General features: G+C 67.4%; 17 protein-coding genes and 1 riboswitch. Of the genes, 7 read left to right on the forward strand and 10 right to left on the reverse strand.

Translation table 11 applies throughout. From position 1 onward, the window contains the following. Position 1 precedes the first annotated feature (1 nt). From H512_RS0107590 to H512_RS0107620, 7 genes are all read right to left on the reverse strand, one after another. Positions 2–1,126, reverse strand: a complete 1,125-nt coding sequence (locus H512_RS0107590) for an ABC transporter permease subunit (protein ID WP_425414162.1) — start codon at positions 1,124–1,126, stop codon at positions 2–4. Between the two features lies 1 nt (position 1,127). Then, entirely contained in the window at positions 1,128–2,051 is a 924-nt protein-coding gene (oppB, locus tag H512_RS0107595) for an oligopeptide ABC transporter permease OppB (RefSeq protein ID WP_026782944.1), read from the reverse strand. Positions 2,052–2,224: 173 nt separating this feature from the next. After that, entirely contained in the window at positions 2,225–3,826 is a 1,602-nt protein-coding gene (locus H512_RS0107600) for a peptide ABC transporter substrate-binding protein (RefSeq protein ID WP_084798353.1), read from the reverse strand. A 176-nt stretch (positions 3,827–4,002) separates the two neighbouring features. Beyond that, positions 4,003–4,920 carry an allantoinase PuuE gene (gene puuE / locus H512_RS0107605; RefSeq protein ID WP_026782946.1) on the reverse strand — a complete coding sequence of 306 codons (918 nt, stop codon included), beginning with the start codon at positions 4,918–4,920 and terminating at the stop codon, positions 4,003–4,005. 40 nt (positions 4,921–4,960) lie between these two features. Next, entirely contained in the window at positions 4,961–5,818 is an 858-nt protein-coding gene (pssA, locus tag H512_RS23045; RefSeq protein WP_084798354.1) for a CDP-diacylglycerol--serine O-phosphatidyltransferase, read from the reverse strand. Between the two features lie 9 nt (positions 5,819–5,827). After that, positions 5,828–6,529 (reverse strand): phosphatidylserine decarboxylase, encoded by a 702-nt coding sequence (locus H512_RS0107615; RefSeq protein ID WP_026782947.1) that lies wholly within the window; start codon positions 6,527–6,529, stop codon positions 5,828–5,830. A 163-nt stretch (positions 6,530–6,692) separates the two neighbouring features. Continuing rightward, a complete protein-coding gene (locus H512_RS0107620; RefSeq protein WP_026782948.1) occupies positions 6,693–7,625 on the reverse strand; it encodes a DMT family transporter in 933 nt (310 codons plus the stop codon). Between the two features lie 104 nt (positions 7,626–7,729). Continuing rightward, positions 7,730–7,878: riboswitch (FMN riboswitch) on the reverse strand. 174 nt (positions 7,879–8,052) lie between these two features. On the opposite strand from H512_RS0107620, the gene H512_RS0107625 reads away from it, so the two are divergent. Then, on the forward strand, positions 8,053–9,450 hold the full coding sequence (locus H512_RS0107625; protein WP_026782949.1) for a DHA2 family efflux MFS transporter permease subunit: 1,398 nt from the start codon (positions 8,053–8,055) through the stop codon (positions 9,448–9,450). On the opposite strand, the gene yidD is transcribed toward H512_RS0107625, so the two are convergent. Further along, a complete protein-coding gene (gene yidD / locus H512_RS0107630) occupies positions 9,442–9,798 on the reverse strand; it encodes a membrane protein insertion efficiency factor YidD (protein ID WP_026782950.1) in 357 nt (118 codons plus the stop codon). The genes H512_RS0107625 and yidD overlap by 9 nt on opposite strands. Before the next feature lie 3 nt (positions 9,799–9,801). Then, positions 9,802–10,242 carry an iron-sulfur cluster assembly scaffold protein gene (locus H512_RS0107635; protein WP_026782951.1) on the reverse strand — a complete coding sequence of 147 codons (441 nt, stop codon included), beginning with the start codon at positions 10,240–10,242 and terminating at the stop codon, positions 9,802–9,804. A gap of 140 nt (positions 10,243–10,382) precedes the next feature. Between H512_RS0107635 and folE the strand changes: the two genes are divergently transcribed. From folE to H512_RS23060, 4 genes are all read left to right on the forward strand, one after another. After that, the gene (folE, locus tag H512_RS23050; RefSeq protein WP_053239664.1) at positions 10,383–10,997 is read left to right on the forward strand and encodes a GTP cyclohydrolase I FolE; all 615 of its coding nucleotides are present in this window, start codon (positions 10,383–10,385) and stop codon (positions 10,995–10,997) included. Positions 10,998–11,004: 7 nt separating this feature from the next. Continuing rightward, a complete protein-coding gene (gene hisI / locus H512_RS23055) occupies positions 11,005–11,475 on the forward strand; it encodes a phosphoribosyl-AMP cyclohydrolase (protein ID WP_036790558.1) in 471 nt (156 codons plus the stop codon). A 90-nt stretch (positions 11,476–11,565) separates the two neighbouring features. Next, positions 11,566–11,955, forward strand: a complete 390-nt coding sequence (locus H512_RS0107650; RefSeq protein WP_026782952.1) for a hypothetical protein — start codon at positions 11,566–11,568, stop codon at positions 11,953–11,955. Between the two features lie 87 nt (positions 11,956–12,042). Beyond that, positions 12,043–12,546 (forward strand): DUF6803 family protein, encoded by a 504-nt coding sequence (locus tag H512_RS23060; RefSeq protein WP_036790561.1) that lies wholly within the window; start codon positions 12,043–12,045, stop codon positions 12,544–12,546. A 66-nt stretch (positions 12,547–12,612) separates the two neighbouring features. On the opposite strand, the gene H512_RS0107660 is transcribed toward H512_RS23060, so the two are convergent. Then, on the reverse strand, positions 12,613–12,927 hold the full coding sequence (locus tag H512_RS0107660; RefSeq protein ID WP_026782953.1) for a PilZ domain-containing protein: 315 nt from the start codon (positions 12,925–12,927) through the stop codon (positions 12,613–12,615). 205 nt (positions 12,928–13,132) lie between these two features. Here H512_RS0107660 and H512_RS0107665 point away from each other — a divergent pair, with 205 nt between their 5' ends. Beyond that, the gene (locus H512_RS0107665; protein ID WP_036790564.1) at positions 13,133–14,344 is read left to right on the forward strand and encodes a GNAT family N-acetyltransferase; all 1,212 of its coding nucleotides are present in this window, start codon (positions 13,133–13,135) and stop codon (positions 14,342–14,344) included. 55 nt (positions 14,345–14,399) lie between these two features. Then, positions 14,400–14,825: an HIT family protein gene (locus H512_RS0107670; RefSeq protein ID WP_026782955.1), complete on the forward strand. Its 426-nt coding sequence runs from the start codon at positions 14,400–14,402 to the stop codon at positions 14,823–14,825. The last annotated feature ends 129 nt before the right edge of the window (positions 14,826–14,954 follow it).

A 14,954-nucleotide genomic window follows, 5' to 3' on the forward strand; every position in this document is an offset into this window, starting at 1 on the left:
GTCAGCGGTCCTTCGGGTCGAGAGCGTCGCGCAAGCCGTCGCCGATGAAGTTGAGGGCGAACAGCGTCGTCACGAAGAAGACGGCCGGATAGATCAACAGCCAGGGCACCGCCTGCATGCCCGTGGTGCCCTCGGCGATCAGCGAGCCCCAGGAGGTCATCGGCTCCTGCACGCCGAGACCGAGGAAGGAGAGGAAGCTTTCGAGCAGGATGACCTTCGGCACCAGCACCGTCACGAACACCACCACCGGGCCGATGGTGTTGGGGATGACGTGCCGGCGGATGATCTGCCAGTTGGTGAGGCCCATGGCCAGCGCCGCCTCGACGAACTCCCGCCGTTTCAGCGACAGCGTCTGGCCGCGCACGATGCGCGCCATGTCCAGCCACTCGATGGCGCCGATCGCCGCGAAGATCAGCACGAAATGCCGCCCGAAGAACACCACCAGCATGATCACGAAGAACATGAACGGCAGCGAGTAGAGGATTTCGACGAAGCGCATCATCACGTTGTCGACACGGCCGCCGACATAGCCCGACACGGCGCCGTAGGTGACGCCGATGACCAGCGACACGAAGGTGGCGAGAAGGCCGACGGTGATCGATACCTGGCCGCCGACCATGATGCGCGGCACGAGGTCGCGGCCGTTGCGATCGGTTCCGAAGGGGAAATACTGGGCGTTGACGCGGCCCTTGACCTCGATCGTCCGTCCATCGTCGGCGGTCCCGGTAATCTCGGCGCTGTCGAACTCGTCGGGGCGGTCGAGATAGCGGGTGGCGCGGGCGTCGATCGGTTTGTCGGAGCTGATGCGGGCCGTGTAGGTGGTGCCGTCGGCATCGAAGGCGTCGAGCCTGAGGCGCGCCCGCTCGACGGCCGTCTGCATCACCTGCAGCAGCGTGTCCTCGCGCGGATAGGGGTCGAGCGACGGCGGCACCGCCACGTAGGACGGGAAGATCTGGTCGTAGCGGTGCGGGTAGACCCAAGTGCCGCCGAAGCTGAACACGGCCACCAGCACCAGAATGACCAGGCTGGCCATGGACGCCTTGTTGCGCACGAAGCGGTGGCGGGCCATGGCCCACAGGCTGGTGCCGCGCATGGCGGCCACCGGCTCGGCGAGGGATTGCGTCATCTCACTCATAACGGACCCTCGGATCGAGAACGGCATAGAGAATGTCGACGAGAAGGTTGAACACCACGATGAACACCGAAATTAGCACCACGGTGCCCATCACCAGCGTGTAGTCGCGGTTGAGGGCGCCGAGCACGAAGTAGCGGCCGACGCCGGGCAGCGAGTAGACCGTCTCCACCACCACCGAGCCGGTCAGCACGGCGGCGGCCACCGGGCCGAGATAGCTGACGGCCGGCACCAGCGCGGCGCGCATGGCGTGGACGACCACCACGACGCGGGTCGGCAGGCCGTAGGCGCGGGCGGTGCGGATGTGGTCGGCGCGCAGCGTCTCGATCATCGAGCCGCGGGTGATGCGGGCGAACACGGCGAGCTGCGGCAGCGCCAGCGAGATCACCGGCAGCACCAGGTTGGCCGGGCCGCCATCGCCCCAGCCGCCGGCCGGCAGCCAGTGCAGCACCACGGCGAAGACGAAGGACAGGATCGGCGCCAGCACGAAATTGGGAACGGTGATGCCGAAGCTGGCGACGCTCATCACCGCATAGTCGACGAAGGAGTTCTGCCGGAGCGCCGCATAGGAGCCGATGGCGATGCCGCCGAACACCGCGACCAGCAGCGCCCAGGCGCCGAGCGTCATCGAATAGGGCAGACTCTTGCCGATCAGCTCGGAGACGGTGAAGTCGCGGTAGATGAAGCTCGGTCCGAGGTCGCCGTGGGCGAGGTTCCAGAGATAGTGGCCGTATTGGACCACCAGCGGCTGGTCGAGCAGGAAGGCGCGCTTCAGGTTTTCGAGCACCTGCGGCTCCAGCGGCCGTTCGAGGTTGAACGGGCCACCCGGCGCGACGCGCATCAGGAAGAAGGACAGCGTGACGACGATGAAGATGGTCGGCACCGCCGACAACAACCGTCGCAGGACATAACGTAACATGGACCCGTCCCCGTTGGGTTGGTCACGGAAGGCGAGAACGACAGACCGGCCGCGCGTCCAGGGGAGGACGCCGAAAGGCCGACGGGCGGCGCCTCTCCGAGAGGAGAGGCGCCGCCGTCAGGGACGCCGCCCCTTCCCCGGCTGGCGAGGAAGGGGCGAACGTCACAGCTCTCTCATTCGAGCGACAGGAACTTGGTCAGGTGCTCGTTGACGCCGTTCATGGCGAAGCCCTTGACCTTGTTGGAGACGAGCCAGGTGGAAGCGTGCACCATCAGCGGCACCAGGCCCTGCTCGTCCATGGCGATCTGCTCGGCGTCGTGCATCAGCTGCATGCGCTTGGCCTGATCGCGCTCCTCGTAGGAGGCCTTCATCAGCTCGTCATACTTGGCGTTGGTCCAATGACCGTAGTTGAAGGTCTTGTTGGAGCTGACCAGCAGGTTGAGGAAGTTTTCCGGATCGGCGTAGTCGGCCTGCCAGCCGCAGCGCGCCGCGTCGAACGAGCCGCCTTCCTGGAGGTAGGCGTAGTGCGACTTGACGTCGAGGTTCTGGATGGTCACCTCGGCGCCGAGCGCCTTCCACATGTCGGCAACGGCGGTAGCCACCTTCTTGTGGTTCTCGTTGGTGTTGAAGCGGATGTCGACCTTGAGCGGCTTGCCGCCCTCGCCGTAGCCGGCTTCCTTCAGGAGATCCTTGGCCTTGTCCTCGCGGTCGAGCTGGTCGAGATCGGCCCATTCGGGCTTGGCCGGCGTGTAGCCGACGATGCCTTCCGGCACGAAGGAATAGGCCGGCATCTGCGTGCTGGAGAAGATCTTGTCCGACAGGAAATCGCGGTCGACGGCCATCGAGAAGGCGGCGCGGACGCGGGCGTCATCGAACGGCGGCTTGCGGGTGTCGAGCACGTAATAATAGGAGGACAGGTCGGGGGCGGCCAGCACCTGGTCCTTGCCGAGCTTGTCCTGCAGGAACTTCATCTGGTCGGTCTGGAAGTTGTAGACGACGTCCAGCTCGCCGGCCTCGAACATGCGCTCGGTGGTCGCCTGGTCTTCCGACGGGTTGTAGATGACCTTGTCGATCTTGACGCTGGCGGCGTCCCAGTATTTCGGGTTCTTCACCGTGGTGATGTGGTCGTTCGGCACGTTCTCGGTCAGGCAGAAGGCGCCGTTGCAGACGATGTTGCCCGGCTTGATCCACTCGCCGCCGAACTTCTCGATGGCCCATTTCGGCACCGGCAGCGCCGCGTAGTGGGCGAGCAGCTGGATGAAGTAGGGCGTCGGACGCTCCAGCGTGATCTCCAGCGTCTTGTCGTCGATCGCCTTGACGCCCAGCGTGTCGACCGCCGCATTGCCGCCGTTGATCGCCTCGGCGTTCTTGATCGGATAGAGAATGTTGGCGTATTCGGCCGCCTCCTTCGGATCCTCCATCCGCTGGTAGGCGAAGACGAAGTCGCCGGCGGTGACCGGCGTGCCGTCCGACCAGTTGGCGTCGGCCCTGAGCTTGAAGGTGTAGACGGTGCCGTCGTCCGACAGTGTCCAGCTCTCGGCGACGCCGGGGATCACCTTGCCGTGCGGGTCGTAGATGGTCAGGCCCTCGAACATGTCGCGGACGATGAAGCCCTCGACGTCGATCGAGATGTGCGCCTGGTCGAGCGTCTGCGGCTCGCCGCCGTTGCCGCGGCGGATGACCACCTCGGCCAGCGACGGCGTCGCGAGAACCGCCAGCATCGAGCCGGCGATCAGCGCCGCCGACATCGCACGGATGATACGCGGTGTATTCATGTGTTCGATCCTCCTGCCTGGACTTGCGGCGACCGGGCGATTTGCCGTCGGTCGCCGAACAAATTCGAGTTTTTTCTTTGGTTTCGCTGCCGGTGGTCCAAACGACCTCGGGATTTCAAGGCCCCCAGAATTCAGAGACTGCATCCGGTCATCGTTGTCGTTCCTTGTCGCCGCGCTCAACTGCCGGGCCGGTGCTGGGCGATCCAGTGCCAGGCGATGTCGATCCGGCGGGGTATCCAGACCTTATCATGCGACAGCACGTAGTCCAGAAAACGCTGGAGCGCCGCCGCCCGCGCCGGCCGCCCGGCGAGGCGGCAGTGCAGGCCGACGTTCAGCATCTTCGGGCTGCCGATCCGCCCTTCCTCATAGAGCACGTCGAAGGCGTCTTTCAGGTAGGTGTAGAACTGATCGCCCGAGTTGAAGCCTTGATGTGTCGCAAAGCGCATGTCGTTGGTGTCGAGCGTATACGGAATGATGAGATGCGGCCCGTTGGGGCCCTCGATCCAGTAGGGCAGATCGTCGGCATAGCTGTCGGAGGAGTAGAGGAAGCCGCCCTCCTCCATCGCCAGTTCGGTCGAATGCACCGAGGCGCGGCCGGTGTACCAGCCGAGCGGCCGCGAGCCCGTCACCTCCTCGTGGATGCGGATCGCCTCCAGCATGTGCGCCCGCTCGGCTTCCTTGGTGTAGTCGCGATAGTCGATCCACTTGAGGCCGTGGCTGGCGATCTCCCAATCGGCCTCCTTCATGGCCGCCACCGCCTCCGGATTGCGGGCGAGCGCCGTGGCGACGCCGTAGACCGTCACCGGCACGGCGTGCGCCGTGAACAGCCGGTGCAGCCGCCAGAAGCCGGCGCGCGAGCCGTACTCGTAGATCGACTCCATGTTGACGTGCCGCTGGCCGGGCCAGGGCTCGGCGCCGACGATCTCCGACAGGAAGGCTTCGGAGGCGGCATCGCCGTGCAGGATGCAGTTCTCGCCGCCCTCCTCGTAGTTGACGACGAACTGCACGGCGATATGGGCGCCCTCCGGCCAGCGGGCATCGGGAGGATTGCGGCCGTAACCGACCATGTCGCGGGGATAGGTCTTGTCGATCATGTCGCGTCACCTCCTCGGGTGGGCGGGCGGCGCGGCCGGCTCAGGGCGCGGCCTCGTCGTCCGGGCAACTCGGACTGCCGACGTCCAGCGTCAGCTCGTCCTCCTTGGTGCCGTGGGCCCGCGCCAGCCGGTTCCAGGCGCGCCAGCCGAACGGGATGTAGGCGAGATAGAGGATGGTCAGGACGGAAAGCACGTGGAACGGATAGCTGACCAGCAGCATCGCCAGGATGACGACGCCGATCAGGATCGGCACCACCCACTCGCGCTGGAGGCCGCCGTATTTCTTGCCCGAGAAGGTGGGCACGCGGCTGACCATCAGCGCGGCGATCAACACCACATAGGCCACCACCACCGGCGCCGCCGCCTCCGGCACATCGATGCCGACGCGGTCGATGTAGACCGGCAGCAGCACGGCAAGCGCGCCGGCCGGGATCGGCACGCCGGTGAAGAAGTTGGACTGCCAGGCCGGCTTGTCCTCGCCGAGCATGGTGTTGAAGCGGGCAAGGCGCAGGGCGCCGGCGATGGCGAACAGCACCACCGCCACCCAGCCGAAGGAGTTGATGTCGTGGAAGTTCCACACGAACAGCAGCAGCGGCGGCGCCACGCCGAAGCTCAGGAAGTCGCTGAGGGAATCAAGCTCGGCGCCGAATTTCGAGGTGACGCGCAGGTAGCGGGCGAGCCGGCCGTCGAGCCCATCGAGCACGGCGGCGATTACGATGGCGTAGACCGCCATGTCAAAGCGCCCCTCGAAGCCCATGCGGATCGAGGTGAGACCGGCGCAGAGCGACAGCAGCGTCACCAGATTGGGGATGACGGAACGCACCGGAATGCGACGGAGCCGCCGCGGCCGCTCGGCGGTTTCCGGCTCGGGATCGAACGGCGGGAAAAGCCCAGGCATGGCCGTGCCTCAGGATACGCGCACGAAGGGCGTCTTGACGGCACCGTCGATGTCGGCAAGCACCGTCTCGCCGGCAATCGCCCTGGCGCCCTCGGAGACCAGCGCCGTCGCCTGAGGCGGCAGGTAGACGTCGACGCGCGAGCCGAAGCGGATCAGGCCGAAGCGGTCGCCGACGGTGAGGCTCTCGCCCTCGCGGGTGAAGGAGACGATGCGGCGGGCGATCAGGCCGGCGATCTGCACCACGCCGACGACGCGCCCGTCCGGCCGCTCGATGACCAGGCCGTTGCGCTCGTTGTCCTCGCTGGCCTTGTCGAGTTCGGCATTGAGGAACTTGCCGGCCTTGTAGGCGATGCGCGCCACGCGGCCGGTGACCGGCGCCCGGTTCACGTGCACGTCGAACACGTTCATGAACACGCAGATCCTGAGCAGCGGCTCCGGCCCGAGGCCCAGTTCGCGCGGCGGCACGGCGAGACCGACCGCCGAGACGCGGCCGTCGGCCGGCGACACGACCAGCGAGTTCGACACCGGCGTCACCCGCACGGGATCGCGGAAGAACAGCGCGCACCATATGGTCAGCGCGAGGCCGATCCAGAACAGCGGCTCGAACAGCCAGCCGAGGATGACGGTGGCCGCCAGGAAGGCGAGGATGAACTTGTGCCCTTCCGGATGGATCGGCGGCACGGCGTTCCGGATCGAGTTCAGAACCGACATGGGATTTCGTCCGTGAAACGGCGGGCAAGCCCGCTGAGAGAAACGGACTTTTCGCACGAATGACCGGCACATGCAAAGCCGCTTGCCGCCGCCTGCCTGTTGTTCACACCGCTTTCGATCAAAAATGGCCGGCGGGCCGGCCGCCCGCCGGCCGGACCTCCGGTCAGGCCGGAACCGGCCCGCTTTCGACCGGCTTCACCGCCTCGGTGCGCAGGAGATAGAGCGAGGCGCCGATGATCAGCACGGCGCCGATCCAGAGGTAACCGCTTGGCGCATAGGCGAACACCAGCCAGCCGGCCAGCGTGTTGAGCGGCAGGCGGACGTTGTCGAAGGTCTGGAGATAGGAGGCGTCGGCGCGCGCATAGGCGAGCGTCAGCAGATACTGCGCCGCGGCGGTCAGCGCGGCGAGCGCCAGCACCACCCACAGCACCGTGCCGCCCGGCAGCGCGAAGGCGGCGCCGAAGTCGAAACCGGTGGAGGTCAGCAGGAAGGCGGCGTTGATCGGCGTGAGCAGCGCCAGCAGGTAGACGGTGACCGATTCCGGCCGCTCGACGGCGGCGAGCTGCTTGGTCATCACCGACGATCCCGCCCACATCGCCGCCGCGCCGAGCGGCAACAGGCTGTAGACGCTGAAGCTGTCCGACCACGGCGCCAGGATCAGCATGCCGCCGGCAAAGCCAACCACGGCGGCCAGCGCCCGATGCGGGCCGATGCGCTCGCCGAGCATCAGGCGCGCCGCGATGATCACCATGAACGGCGAGGTCATGTCGATCGCCACCACCTGGGCGATCGGCACGCCGGCCGCCAGCGCGCCGACGAAGAACTGCACGCCGAGCGTGGCAAAGATCACGCGGACGATGTGAGCCACCGGATGCGCCGTGCGGAAGGCGCCGGCCCCGAGCTTGATCAGGCTCGGCAGGAAGAAGATCAGCGACAGCCCGTATTGCCAGAAGACGAGGGCCTGCGAGGAGTAGTGATAGGTGCCGGTCACCCACTGGGTGAGCACGTTGATGGCGGCGAAGACGACGCCGGCGGACACCATGTAGGTCGCCCCGAGCACGGGGAACGACCGGGTCTTGTTCGGGCTCTGATTCAAGGTTCGGATCCTCTAGACAAGGAACGACGCGGAATCAGGGCGATGGGTCATGGCGACAATCGGTCGCGATCGGCTGCTGCCGGCCGCGAACGGGATTTTCAGCACACCCTTCTCTTTCATCCGGACTGTACCGTCGGCTCCGGAATCCAACCGGATCTGCTGACCTCCGGCCGTTAAGCCGGAGCGCTCGCGGGCTAGGCGGCGCGCCGCCATTACCGCCGGTGGGGAATTGCACCCCGCCCCGAGAATGGTTGCCGGCATGGGGAACCCCACTCCGACGGAGCGACTTTAGTCCGGGAAGCCTCCGAAATCAAAGGTGACACAGCGTTTCCGCGCGCATGACAGTCATGTTCTCCGACATGTGATCGCCGCCCCCTCGACCCTTGGTCGCGCTTCCGCCATAAACCGGACCAAATACGAGACCGTCATGCTCATTCCGCTCATCGTCGCCTGCGCTCTCTTCATGGAAAATCTCGACAGCTCGGTGGTCGCGACTTCGTTGCCGCAGATCGCTCGCGACCTCGCCGTCGACCCCATCTCCCTGAAGCTCGCCTTCACCAGCTACCTGATCTCGGTCGCCGTGTTCCTGCCGATCTCCGGCTGGATGGCCGACCGCTTCGGCGCCCGCACCATTTTCCGCCTGGCCATCCTGGTGTTCGTCACCGGCTCGGTATTCTGCGGCCTGTCGTCGTCGCTGGAGGGCTTCGTCGCCGCCCGCATCGTCCAGGGCGCCGGCGGCGCCATGATGGTGCCGGTCGGCCGGCTGGTGATGCTGCGCTCGGTGCCGAAGTCCGACTATCTGCGCGCCATGAGCTGGCTGACGGTGCCGGCGATGATCGGCCCCGTGCTCGGGCCGCCGCTCGGCGGCTTCATCACCACCTATTTCGAGTGGCGCTGGATCTTCTGGATCAACATCCCGATCAGCGTCGTCGGCCTCGTGCTGGTCAGCGTATTCATCAAGAACTACAAGGAGGCGAACCTGCCGCCGCTCGACACGCGCGGCTTCGTGCTGTCCGGCATCGGCCTCGCCGGCTTCGTGTTCGGCGTCGCGGCGAGCGGCATCGGCGTGCTACCGTCCTCACTCGACATCGTGCTGATCGTCGGCGGCGGCGCGGCGCTCGTCGCCTACGCCCGCCACGCCCGCCGGACGCCGGAGCCGCTGATGGACCTCAGCCTGTTCCGCCTGCCGACCTTCCGCGTGTCGGTGCTCGGCGGCCTGTTGTTCCGCATCGGCGTCGGCGCCATCCCCTTCCTGCTGCCGCTGCTCCTCCAGCTCGGCTTCGGCATGACGCCCTTCGAGAGCGGCATGCTCACCTTCGCCACCGCCGCCGGCGCGGTGCTGATGAAGTTCACGGCACCGCGCATCGTCCGCGCCTGGGGCTTCCGCATGGTGCTGATGGTCAACACGCTGTTCACCACCGCCTTCCTCATCGCCATCATCTCCTTCAGCAAGACGACGCCGCATGCCGTCATCTTCGGCGTGCTGCTGGTCGGCGGCTTCTTCCGCTCGCTGCAATTCACGGCGCTGAACGGTCTCGCCTTCGCCGAGGTCGACAGCCGCCGCATGAGCCATGCCACGTCGATCTCCTCGGTGGGCCAGCAGATCTCGGCGGCGCTCGGCGTGGCGATCGGCGCCGCCGTGCTGGAGATCACCCGCTCGATGCGCGGCGACATGGCCGTGCTGCCGGGCGACTTCATCCCGGCCTTCCTGGTGCTGGCGGTGATCGGCCTTCTCTGCATCCCCATCTACGCCCGCATGGCGCCCGGCGCCGGCGCCGAGGTATCCGGCCATCGGGCGCGGGCGGCCGAGGAAGCGTCAATCTAGCCGCGTGGCGGGATCGATGTGGGCGCCGGTCCAGCGCGCCGCCGCCCACGGCCGCCACCAGCGATAGGCGGGATCGAGCGTCTCGGGGATCGGATCGAAGCCCGACGAGCCCCAGGGGTTGCAGCGCAGGATGCGGGCGAGCCCCATCCAGCCGCCGGCCCACAGACCATAGCGGCCGATCGCCTCGTCGGTGTAGCTCGAACAGGTTGGAAGATGCCGGCATTGCCGCCCCATCAGCGGCGACAGGACCAGCTGATAGGCGCGGATCAGCGCCCCGCCGACAAGGCGGCCCGGCGTCTTCCGCCGTGGCGCGTCGGAGCGTTCGGAATGGGCGTGGTGTCCGCACATGGCCTACCCCCTGCCAGCCCGCGCCGCGACGGCGTCGAGGCAAGCGACCACCGCCTCGAACACCAGCATGGTCGAGGCGTGGCGTGCCTTGAAATCGCGCACCGGTTCGAGATGGCGCAGATCGCCGAAGCGGCCGGCGGGCGGCGGAGCGCCCTCCTCCAGCATGGCGCGCATCTCGTCGCGCACTTGCCTGAGTTCGGCCGCCGTGGCGCCGACCACCTCGTTGGCCATCACCGCCGCCGCCGCCTGCCCCAGCGCGCAGGCCTTCACCTCGTGGGCGTAGTCGGCGACGACGTCGCCGTCCATCCCGATGTCGACGGTGATGGTCGAACCGCAGAGCGGCGCCCGCCGCGTTGCCGTGGCGTCCGGCGCCTCAAGCCGGCCGAGGCGACCGATGTTGCCGGCGAGATCGAGGATGCGGGCGCTGTAGACCTCGTCGAGCATGCTGACACCTTCAGCGTGTGGCCGGGCATATTGTCGCGGGCAGCGGCCAACCACCTTTGAACTCCGGGGCATGGCGCGTATATAGGCCAGAGACGGCCCCGCCGCCAAGCGCGGCCGGACGCATCGAGCAAGGATCGAGCATGGACGATGCCATCTTCACCGCCAGCGCCTGCAAGGGCCGCCGCCCCAGCCGCGAGGAAGCCGAGGCCGCCGTCCGCACGCTGATCGCCTATGCCGGCGAGGATCCCGACCGCGAGGGCCTGCGCGACACGCCGCGCCGGGTGGTCAAGGCCTATGCCGAGCTGTTCTCCGGCTACGGCCAGAGCGACGAGGACGTGCTCGACCGCATCTTCACCGAAGTGGCCGGCTACGAGGAGCTGATCCTCGTCCGCGACATCCCCTTCTATTCCCATTGCGAGCACCACATGGTGCCGTTCATCGGCAAGGCGCACATCGCCTATTATCCGACCACCGGCGTCGTCGGCCTGTCCAAGCTCGCGCGCATCGTCGAGACCTACGCCCGCCGCCTGCAGACGCAGGAGACCATGACCGCCCAGGTCAGCAACGCCATCGACAAGGTGCTGAAGCCGCGCGGCGGCGCCGTGCTGATCGAGGCCGAGCACCTCTGCATGACCATGCGCGGCGTGCAGAAGCCGGGCGCCTCCACGGTCACCGCCCGCTTCACCGGCTGCTTCAAGACCGACCCGACCGAGCAGGCCCGCTTCATGATGATGGTGCGCGGGGAGCACAGGTGAACCCGACATGACCGAGACGAAACCGTTCCCGCCCCCCGGCGACAAGGCGGCGCTGGAAGCGGGCAGCGTGCTGACGCCCCGCTTCGGGCCGGACGGCACCATTGTCTGCGTCACCGTCGACGCCGACAGCGGCGCCGTGCTGATGCTCGCCTACATGAACGCCGAGAGCCTGGCGCTGACCATCGAGACCGGCGAGGGCTGGTACTGGAGCCGGTCGCGCGGCGAACTCTGGCACAAGGGCGCCACCTCCGGCAACGTCCAGAAAGTGGTGGAGCTTCTCACCGACTGCGACCAGGACGCCCTATTGCTGCGCGTCCGCGTCACCGGCGCCGGTGCTACCTGCCACACCGGTCATGTGTCCTGCTTCTATCGGGCGGTGCCGCTCGGCCAGACGGCGAAGGATGGCCCGGTGCGGCTCGAACACGTCGGCGGCGAACGCCGCTTCGACCCCGAGGCGGTCTACGGCCACAACCACTGACCGTCGTCGTGCCGCCGCAATCTTCCGCGATTGACGGCGGCCAAGCGCATCCCGATAGTCGCGCCGCCGCCGCTTGCCGCAACGGGTAACATGATCCGCCGGGTCCTCGTCCTCTTCGCGTTTCTCACGCTGGCCCTGGTGTCGGCGGCGAGCGCGCACGAGCACGGCGGCCACGCCATGCCGGCCGCCACCGGTCCGACTATGCCGGCCGCCCTGCCCGACGCGATGCCCATCCTCGATCATGCGGCCGCGCAGCTCAACGCCGCCGCCGACGCGGCCGCCTGCATCGAGGGCGCCGACATCTGCCATGATCGCGGCAAGCCCGCCGCCTGCACCTGCCCGGCCGCTTGTGCCGGCCTGTTCGACGTCGTCGTCGCCGCGCCGTCGATGCCGGCCGTGGCCATGGCCTTGCCGCCCTGCGGCGTCCGCCGCCTGCTTCCTCTCGCCGCGCCGCCGCCGACGCCGCCGCCCCGCGCCTGATCGTCTTCCGACCCGATCCCTAGCAAATGGACCATCCGCCGAACGCGAGCCCGTGCGCCGCGTCCTTCGGCACGGAGACAGACGATCATGCCCATGACCCACTACATGGAACTGCTGGCCACCAACCAGCCGTGGAACCTCATCCTGTTCATGGCGGTGCCGGTGATTCTGGCCGAGACCATCGCCATCGCCGAGCTTTACCTGCTCTACACGCGCAAGCTCGACGGCGCGGTGCGGCAGTTGAGCCGCGTCGCCGGCTCGATCGCCGGCGTCTACTTCCTCGGCGTCTTCCTGTATCTGTTCTTCACCGCCGTGGTACCGCTGACCAGCGGCGGCGGCTGGCGCGGCGCCGCCGACGTCATCGCCGTCGGCTTCTACCTCGCCGGCGTCATTCCGCTCGGCGGCATCGCGCTGATCGATCTCGGACTGATCCTGAAGGGCCGCAGCGTCGAGGCCAGGCTCGGCGTACACGCCGGCTTCGTCGCGCTGTTCCTGATCGTCGCCCACGTGGCGATGATCTTCGGCATGCTCGACCCGACGCTGTTCACCGGCGCCGAGCCGATGGCGGCGATGCCCGGCATGGCCCATTGACAACGGCGGCGCCGGCGGCGGGCACCCCCATTCGCCCGCCGGCGCCCCGATCCGGCCCGCAGGCCGTCAGACGGTCAGGTTGTGGCTTTCCTCGCCGAAACTGAACTGGATGCCCGCCTCCTCGGCGCGCGCCCAGGCGACGATGCCGTCCAGCACCATCTTCTGCGAGGGGATGCGCACCACAACCGAATCGCCGGCCGCGAACAGATGGCCGATGGTGCGCACGCGGCAACCGTTGTGGCTGATATTCTCGACGACGCAGGCAATATCGCGCGGATCGTTCTGGACCATGGCTGGCCAGCGGCAGTTTATCCGCGAGGCTTGCCGCTGTTCACCGACCCTGACATTGGGATTGCGCAGGCGGGCGATCAGCTCCTCCATCTCCCGCTTCGTCAACTTGTGGCGTCTGTGCACGTCGGATATCCATTCTCAGTAACAATCCCAGATAGCGTACTTCACGTTAATCCTTGGTTTCGCCCGCCGGGGCTCCAGTGTTGATCCGGCGTGAAAATTCGCGATTTGCCTTGATGGTGACAGCCGGGCTATCCTCGTGAAAACCCGTATCCAGCCGCGAATCCACCGCAACATGCCCAAATCGCTGTCGCTCCGCACAATTGACAAGCTCGCCACCGTCGGCCGCGAGGACTGGGACCGCCTCGCCAACCCCGGCTGGCAGGTGGGGCCGCGCGGCATTCTTCACTGGACGGGAGAGGGCGAGCCCACCTCCTTCAATCCCTTCGTCAGCCACGACTTCCTGTCGGCCTGCGAGGATTCCGGCTGCGCCACGGCCGAGAGCGGCTGGCTGCCAAGCCATCTGCTGCTTGAGGACGAGGGGCGGCTCGTCGGCGCCGTGCCGGCCTATCTCAAGGGCCACTCCTACGGCGAATACGTGTTCGACCACGGCTGGGCCGACGCCTGGGAGCGGGCCGGCGGCCGCTACTATCCAAAGCTGCAATCGGCTGTCCCGTTCACGCCGGTCGCCGGCCCGCGCCTCCTCGCCGCCGATCCCGAAACGCGCCGGGCGCTGGCCCAGGGGCTGCGGCTGGTTGCCGACCGCTACGAGCTGTCGTCGGCGCACGTCACCTTCGCCGACGGGCAAGGCGCCGTCGCCCTGACCGCCGACGGCTGGCTGGAGCGGCTCGACCAGCAGTTCCAGTTCCGGAACGACGGCTACGCCAGCTACGACGACTTCCTCAGCCGGCTCGCCTCGCGCAAGCGCAAGGCACTGAAGCGCGAGCGGCGCGAGGCGCTTGCGGACGGCATCACCATCGAATGGGTCGGCGGCGCCGACCTCACCGAGGCGCATTGGGACGCCTTCTTCGCCTTCTACATGGACACCGGCAATCGCAAGTGGGGCACGCCCTATCTCAACCGCCGCTTCTTCTCGCTGATCTCCGAGCGGATGGCCGACCGCATATTGCTGGTGATGGCGCGGCGAGCCGGCCGCTACATCGCCGGCGCGCTCAACCTCATTGGCTCCGACCGGATCTACGGCCGCAACTGGGGCGCCATCGAGGAGCACCCCTTCCTGCATTTCGAGGTCTGCTATCATCAGGCCATCGACTACGCCATCGCCCATCGCCTTGAGGTGGTGGAGGCCGGGGCGCAGGGCGAGCACAAGCTGTCCCGCGGCTACCTGCCGGAGACCACCCGTTCAGCCCACTTCATCGCCGATGCCGGCTTCCGTCGGGCGGTGGCCGACTTCCTTGCCCGCGAGCGGCGCGCCGTGCTCCGCGCCGAGACGGAACTGGAGGGCCTCGGCCCGTTCCGGCGCGGCCCCTTGCAGGAACGGGATTGACCGGCCGGAGCGGAAAGACCACCTTGCGGTTCAACACATTACCGAGGAGCGCGCGATGACCGCCTATGACCCCGACAACATCTTCGCCAAGATCCTGCGTGGCGAGATTCCCGCCTACAAGGTCTACGAGGACGACGATGCCCTCGCCTTCATGGACGTCATGCCGCAGTCGGACGGCCATACGCTGATCCTGCCGAAGGTGCCCTCCCGCAACATCCTCGATGCCGACCCCGATGTCGTCGCCAAGGTCATCAAGGTGGTGCAGAAGGTGGCCAAGGCGGCGGTCAACGCTTTCGGCGCCGACGGCGCCACCGTCATGCAGTTCAACGAGGCGCCGGCCGGCCAGACGGTGTTCCATCTGCATTTCCACGTGGTGCCGCGCTATCTCGGCGTGCCGCTCCGCCCGCACACCGGCAAGATGGCCGACGCGGCGCTGCTCTCCGGCCATGCCGACAAGCTCAAGGCGGCGCTCGCGACCTGAGGATGGGGACGGCGGTTCGCCGCTCGCCCGGCCGAAGGCCCGCCGCCTTTTCCGCCAATCGCGCGGAACCCGACACCCATGCTAGAAGTAGACAAGGGACACGGAGCAAGTCAGCGGAGCGAGGCAAGC

Source organism: Pleomorphomonas koreensis DSM 23070, assembly GCF_000425185.1.
Taxonomy (GTDB): domain Bacteria; phylum Pseudomonadota; class Alphaproteobacteria; order Rhizobiales; family Pleomorphomonadaceae; genus Pleomorphomonas; species Pleomorphomonas koreensis.

Coding starts and splice junctions, on each gene's coding strand:
- pssA (WP_084798354.1), bottom strand. CDS start 5,818: ATGCCTGGGCTTTTCCCGCCGTTCGATCCCGAGCCGGAAACCGCCGAG.
- hisI (WP_036790558.1), top strand. CDS start 11,005: ATGACCGAGACGAAACCGTTCCCGCCCCCCGGCGACAAGGCGGCGCTG.
- H512_RS0107615 (WP_026782947.1), bottom strand. CDS start 6,529: ATGTCGGTTCTGAACTCGATCCGGAACGCCGTGCCGCCGATCCATCCG.
- H512_RS0107650 (WP_026782952.1), top strand. CDS start 11,566: ATGATCCGCCGGGTCCTCGTCCTCTTCGCGTTTCTCACGCTGGCCCTG.
- H512_RS23060 (WP_036790561.1), top strand. CDS start 12,043: ATGCCCATGACCCACTACATGGAACTGCTGGCCACCAACCAGCCGTGG.
- H512_RS0107660 (WP_026782953.1), bottom strand. CDS start 12,927: ATGGAGGAGCTGATCGCCCGCCTGCGCAATCCCAATGTCAGGGTCGGT.
- H512_RS0107635 (WP_026782951.1), bottom strand. CDS start 10,242: ATGCTCGACGAGGTCTACAGCGCCCGCATCCTCGATCTCGCCGGCAAC.
- puuE (WP_026782946.1), bottom strand. CDS start 4,920: ATGATCGACAAGACCTATCCCCGCGACATGGTCGGTTACGGCCGCAAT.
- oppB (WP_026782944.1), bottom strand. CDS start 2,051: ATGTTACGTTATGTCCTGCGACGGTTGTTGTCGGCGGTGCCGACCATC.
- yidD (WP_026782950.1), bottom strand. CDS start 9,798: ATGTGCGGACACCACGCCCATTCCGAACGCTCCGACGCGCCACGGCGG.
- H512_RS0107600 (WP_084798353.1), bottom strand. CDS start 3,826: ATGAATACACCGCGTATCATCCGTGCGATGTCGGCGGCGCTGATCGCC.
- H512_RS0107590 (WP_425414162.1), bottom strand. CDS start 1,126: ATGACGCAATCCCTCGCCGAGCCGGTGGCCGCCATGCGCGGCACCAGC.
- H512_RS0107625 (WP_026782949.1), top strand. CDS start 8,053: ATGCTCATTCCGCTCATCGTCGCCTGCGCTCTCTTCATGGAAAATCTC.
- folE (WP_053239664.1), top strand. CDS start 10,383: ATGGACGATGCCATCTTCACCGCCAGCGCCTGCAAGGGCCGCCGCCCC.
- H512_RS0107665 (WP_036790564.1), top strand. CDS start 13,133: ATGCCCAAATCGCTGTCGCTCCGCACAATTGACAAGCTCGCCACCGTC.
- H512_RS0107670 (WP_026782955.1), top strand. CDS start 14,400: ATGACCGCCTATGACCCCGACAACATCTTCGCCAAGATCCTGCGTGGC.